Source organism: Streptomyces viridosporus, assembly GCF_002078235.1.
In the GTDB taxonomy this organism is placed as follows: domain Bacteria; phylum Actinomycetota; class Actinomycetes; order Streptomycetales; family Streptomycetaceae; genus Streptomyces; species Streptomyces viridosporus.
The window spans coordinates 1-3,029 of record NZ_MSGP01000740.1; the positions used below are offsets into that span (position 1 = coordinate 1).

Sequence of the window (3,029 nt, forward strand, 5' to 3'; positions counted from 1 at the left end):
CACGCCCTTGTGCCGCCCGTCGCCGAGCACCGGGCGCGGACGGGCGGCACAAGGGCGTGGGCAGCGCGTTCTCCGTGGTGCGGGCGGACGGGACGTACGTGCTGTTCACGATGGCCGCGGGCGCCGCGGGGCTGACCACGGTGGCGGCGTACTGGGCCTGCTCCCCGGCCGGGCCGTGGCACGGACCGGCCGAGGAGTTCGATCCGGAGCTGCCGCGGGACGGTACCGCCGCCTACAACCCGCAGACGCACCCGGAGCTGAGCGACGACGGGCGGCTGGTGCTGAGCTACGACGTGAACTGGCTGGAGACGTCCGGAGCCGCCGTGATGCTCAGCCGGAACGTGTCCCTGTACCGACCCCGGTTCGTGACGATCCGGCTCGCTCCGGTGCGGTGACCTCCTCGACCCGGTCGTGGGAGCGGCGCTTGGCGATCACCGCGCACACCATGAGCTGCATCTGGTGGAAGAGCATCAGCGGCAGCACCGCCAGCGAGGCCTGGGCCCCGAACAGCACGCTCGCCATGGGCAGCCCGGCGGCCAGCGACTTCTTCGAGCCGGCGAACTGGATCGCGATCCGGTCCTCCCGGCCGAACCTCAGTGCCTTGGCCCCGTACCAGGTCAGCAGCAGCATCACGGCGAGCAGCACGGCCTCCACGACGAGCAGTCCGCCGAGCCGGGCCGGGCTCACCCGGTGCCAGATGCCCTGGACCATGCCCTGGCTGAACGCGGTGTAGACGACGAGCAGGATCGAACCCCGGTCCACCAGCCCCAGCACCTTCCGGTGGCGGGCGACGAAGGACCCGATCCAGCGGCGCAGAACCTGTCCGGCGACGAACGGCACCAGCAGCTGCGCCACGATCTTCAGCACCGAGTCGGCGGAGAACCCGCCCGCGCCGCTGCCGAGCAGCGCCGCCGCGAGCAGCGGGGTGACGACGATGCCGACCAGCGAGGAGAAGGAGCCGGCGCAGATCGCGGCGGGCACGTTGCCGCGGGCGATCGAGGTGAAGGCGATCGACGACTGGATGGTGGAGGGGACCAGGGTGAGGAAGAGCAGGCCCTGGTACAGGGGGTCGGTCAGGAGCACCGGGACCAGTCCGCGGGCCGCGAGGCCCAGCAGCGGGAAGACGACGAACGTGCAGGCCAGGACGGTGACGTGGAGCCGCCAGTGCTTCAGGCCGTCCAGGGCCTCACGGGTGGACAGCCGGGCGCCGTAGAGGAAGAAGAGGAAGGCGATCGCGGCCGTGGAGGCGCCCGACGCGACGTCCGCCCCCGTGCCGCGGGCCGGGATCAGCGCGGCGAGTCCCACCGTCCCGAGCAGGAGCAGGAGGTACGGGTCGACCGGCATCCAGGCCGGCCATCGCAGGCGTTTCACGGTGCTCCACTTGCTCGGTCGTTCGGGCGGTGCGCCCACGGACGCGCTCGGCGTCCCTCGGCTGCGCGGGGACGAGGGGTCCCCCCTCCATCCTGCTCCCTCCGGCCGTGATCGGGAATCCGGTATACCGCTCTCACTGTCATCACGTTCCTCGATGACCGCGGTAGCCTGCCGGAATGTACGACCCCACTCATCTGCGGACGTTCCTGTCCGTGGCGCAGACGCTGAGCTTCACCCAGGCAGCGCGGCGGCTCGGGCTGCGCCAGTCGACCGTCAGCCAGCACGTGCGGCGGCTGGAGGACGCGACCGGGCGGCAGCTGTTCACCCGGGACACGCACTCGGTGGAGCTGACCGAGGACGGCGAGGCGATGCTCGGCTTCGCGCGGCGCATCCTGGCCGTGCACGAGCAGGCGACGCAGTTCTTCACCGGCACCCGGCTGCGCGGGCGGCTGCGGTTCGGCGCGTCGGAGGACTTCGTGCTGACCCGGCTGCCGGAGATCCTCGAACGGTTCCGGCACGAGCACCCGGAGGTCGACCTGGAGCTGACGGTCGAGCTGTCGGGCACCCTGCACGAGCAGCTCGCCGCGGGAAAGCTGGACCTGGTGCTGGCGAAGCGGCGGCCGGAGGATCCGCGCGCCGATCCGCACCGGCTGGTCTGGCGCGACGAGCTGGTGTGGATCGGCGCGCAGGGGCTGCGCCCGGACCCGAACCGTCCGGTGCCGCTGATCGTCTACCCGCCGCCGGGCATCACCCGGGACCTGGCCCTGCGGGCGCTGGAGCGGCAGGGCAGGCAGTGGCGCATCGTGTGCACCAGCGGCAGCCTCAACGGCCTGCTCGCGGCGGCCCGCGCCGGGCTGGGCGTGATGGTGCACTCGCGCGGGCTGATCCCGCCGGGGCTGGTGCGGATGCCGGAGCGGGCGGGCCTGCCGGAGCCGGGCGAGGTGGACTTCGTGGTGGCGCACGGCCGGCACCGCCCCTCCGCGCAGGGAGCGGCCGACGCCCTGGCGGCGGCGATCCTGGCGGGCGGCGACCGGCTGCACCGCAGCGGCCGGCGCTGACGGTTCCGGCCGCACGCGTGCCGGGCCGGGGCGGGCGCCCCAAGGGGCGATCATGTTTCGCTGCGCCGTGCGGGACGTCACCCTCCCGGACCGGTCCGGCACGCCCTGTCGGGCGGCTCGGCGACGGACCGCCGGCTCGGGCTGTTCTTCACGGGCGCCGGCGTCCGCGTTTACGAGGGGTACGGCCTCACCGAGTCGGCGGCGGCCGCCACCGCCAACCCGCCCGAGCGCACCCGGTACGGCACGGTCGGGCAGCCCGTACCCGGGGTCACCGTGCGCATCGCGGAGGACGGGGAGATCTGGCTGCGGGGCGACACCGTCTTCCAGGGCTACCCCAACGGCCCCGGGGCGACCGACGAGACCCTGCGCGGAAGAGGTGGAGGCGCTCTGCCGCGGGTGAATTCTCCGGTCAGGAATGCATCACGGGCCGTGATCGTTGACCATGGGGGTATCACCTGACCACAACCGAAGGATCGAGAGCTCGTGAGCAAGGTCCCCCCGATCACCCTGAACAACGGCGTCGAGATGCCCCAGCTGGGTTTCGGCGTCTGGCAGGTGCCGGACGCCGAGGCCGAGACGGCCGTCGCGACGGCGCTGGAG

Annotated in this window: 3 protein-coding genes and 2 pseudogenes; 4 read left to right on the forward strand and 1 reads right to left on the reverse strand. The window is 73.0% G+C overall.

The annotated features are described in order from the left end of the window. The coding region (locus tag B7L92_RS36835; protein WP_497592033.1) for a DUF5005 domain-containing protein at window positions 1-395 on the forward strand (395 nt) is incomplete at its 5' end. On the opposite strand, the gene B7L92_RS36840 is transcribed toward B7L92_RS36835, so the two are convergent. Continuing rightward, the gene (locus B7L92_RS36840) at window positions 331-1,344 is read right to left on the reverse strand and encodes a bile acid:sodium symporter family protein (protein ID WP_081241502.1); all 1,014 of its coding nucleotides are present in this window, start codon (window positions 1,342-1,344) and stop codon (window positions 331-333) included. The genes B7L92_RS36835 and B7L92_RS36840 overlap by 65 nt on opposite strands. Window positions 1,345-1,547: 203 nt before the next feature. Between B7L92_RS36840 and B7L92_RS36845 the strand changes: the two genes are divergently transcribed. The 3 genes and pseudogenes from B7L92_RS36845 to B7L92_RS43205 form a co-directional block, all read left to right on the forward strand. Further along, window positions 1,548-2,429 (forward strand): LysR substrate-binding domain-containing protein, encoded by an 882-nt coding sequence (locus B7L92_RS36845; RefSeq protein WP_004980960.1) that lies wholly within the window; start codon window positions 1,548-1,550, stop codon window positions 2,427-2,429. An 87-nt stretch (window positions 2,430-2,516) separates the two neighbouring features. Then, window positions 2,517-2,795: pseudogene (locus B7L92_RS36850) on the forward strand (AMP-binding protein); the annotation flags it as partial. Between the two features lie 117 nt (window positions 2,796-2,912). Then, window positions 2,913-3,029 (forward strand): annotated as a pseudogene (locus B7L92_RS43205) (aldo/keto reductase); the annotation flags it as partial.

Bases quoted from the DNA above. Each gene is read 5' to 3' on its own strand.
- B7L92_RS36845 (WP_004980960.1), top strand. From the start codon at position 1,548: ATGTACGACCCCACTCATCTGCGGACGTTCCTGTCCGTGGCGCAGACG.
- B7L92_RS36840 (WP_081241502.1), bottom strand. From the start codon at position 1,344: ATGCCGGTCGACCCGTACCTCCTGCTCCTGCTCGGGACGGTGGGACTC.